The sequence below is a fragment of the Bacteroides sp. genome, assembly GCF_052357945.1.
In the GTDB taxonomy this organism is placed as follows: domain Bacteria; phylum Bacteroidota; class Bacteroidia; order Bacteroidales; family Bacteroidaceae; genus Bacteroides.
Genome location: NZ_DAWCXD010000297.1, coordinates 1 through 2,107, shown reverse-complemented (window position 1 = coordinate 2,107; position 2,107 = coordinate 1). Strand labels below are relative to the sequence as shown.

Here is a 2,107-nt window from a genome sequence, read left to right as displayed (position 1 = left end):
CAGAAAAACAGTACAACTCAAAAAAGAGAAACACTTAAATGTAGGGCGAATTTCTTTCTTGAGATGCCATGAAAAAAGTATCTTTGCGCATAAACAATCTGAATGATGGCAAAGTTATTATTAGTTGAAGATGAAATAAACATCGCCTCTTTCATTGAACGGGGGTTAAAAGAGTTCGGACATACGGTAACCGTCTGTCATGACGGAAACGCTGGTTGGAAAATCCTTCAGGACGAACCTTTCGACCTTTTAATACTGGACATTATCATGCCTAAAATAAATGGTTTGGAGCTTTGCCGCCTTTATCGCCAAATGTTCGGGTATCAAATCCCGGTAATCATGCTGACAGCTTTAGGAACAACCGAAGACATCGTCAAAGGACTGGATGCGGGAGCAGATGATTATCTCGTCAAACCTTTTAGTTTCCAGGAACTGGAAGCACGCATCAAAGCCCTGTTGAGACGCAACAAAGAAGTCCCTTCCAATCTATTGACTTGCGATAACCTGGTATTGGACTGCAATACCCGAAAAGCCAAAAGGGGTGACATAGACATCGACCTTACTGTTAAAGAATACCGCCTGCTCGAATATTTCATGACTCATCAAGGGGTTGCCCTCTCACGTATCACTCTGCTCAAAGATGTATGGGACAAGAATTTTGATACCAATACCAATATCGTAGATGTTTACGTAAACTATCTCCGGGTAAAGATTGATCGTGACTTTGATAAAAAGCTGATCCATACAGTCGTAGGATTAGGATATATCATGAATACTTAAACTCACCAACACTAATCCCGGCTATGAAAATAGGTTCCAAAATAGCTCTTTTCTATACGTTAATCAGTGTGTTGACTACTGTCATTATCATTGCTGTATTTTATATTTTCAGTACGCAGTACATCAATAAGCTCTATGCTTCTTACCTGCGTGAAAAAGCCTACCTGACCGCACAGAAGCATTGGGAAAAAGATGAAGTAGACGAACAGAGCTACCAGATTATCCAGCGCAAATATGACGAACTCCTGCCCGAAGCCCATGAGATTCTTTTAAATATGGACAGTCTCTCCGAAGTGCGTGATACGCTGAATAAATACCTCACGCAACACCAGCAGGCTCTTCTGCTGGCAGGACAGGACAGCATCCCTTTCTCCTTCAAATATAAGGATCAACTGGGAGCCGCCCTTTATTATCCGGATAATGAAGGCAACTTTATCGTACTCGTCATGTCCCGGAATGCCTACGGAACAGAAATCAAGGAACACTTATTGTTGCTTTCCATATTTCTCATCTTAGCCAGTTCCGTCCTGATCTTTTTTATCGGAAAAATATATTCCGGCCGTATTCTGGTTCCCCTGCAACACATACTAAAGGAATTGAAAAGAATACGCGCCAACAGTCTGAACCGCCGATTAAAGACTACTGGCAATAATGACGAACTGGAGGACATGATAAAGACATTAAATAGTATGCTCGACCGTTTGGACAGTGCATTCAAGGCAGAAAAATCCTTTGTCAGTCACGCTTCACATGAGTTGAACAATCCGATTACTGCCATTCAGGGAGAATGTGAAATCAGTCTGCTGAAAGAAAGAAGCACGGGAGAATACATTGAATCCCTCCAACGAATTTCTTCGGAAAGCAAACGGTTATCCAGCCTGATCCGGCATCTTCTTTTTCTTTCACGACAAGAAGAAGAACTCCTGAAAAACAATATTGAAGAGATTATTCTGGCTGATATATTAAAAGAGTTGACAGCTTCCGATGAAAGAATCCATCTTCATTTGGAAGAGACAGACCGTCAGATGACTGTAAAAGCCAATCCGTATCTGTTGAAGATAGCATTAAAAAATATAATAGATAACGCCTGCAAATACTCTGATAAAGAAGTAAATGTGACTCTCTACCGGGAGCAACAACAAGTCATTCTTGATATAGAAGACCGGGGAATCGGTATTCCACAAGAAGAAATAGAACACATATTCCAGTCTTTCTATCGGGGCAGTAATACCCGGGACTATGCCGGACAAGGCATCGGACTTAGCCTGACCCTGAAAATCATTTCTGCTTATCATGCAAAGCTGGATATATCTTCAGAAATAGAAAA

Annotated in this window: 2 protein-coding genes; both read left to right on the top strand. The window is 41.2% G+C overall.

Translation table 11 applies throughout. From position 1 onward, the window contains the following. Positions 1-105: 105 nt before the first annotated feature. Positions 106-780 (top strand): response regulator transcription factor, encoded by a 675-nt coding sequence (locus tag ACT8YW_RS23085; RefSeq protein ID WP_444107265.1) that lies wholly within the window; start codon positions 106-108, stop codon positions 778-780. A 23-nt stretch (positions 781-803) separates the two neighbouring features. Then, on the top strand, positions 804-2,107 hold a 1,304-nt coding region (locus ACT8YW_RS23080), incomplete at its 3' end, for an ATP-binding protein (RefSeq protein WP_444107264.1).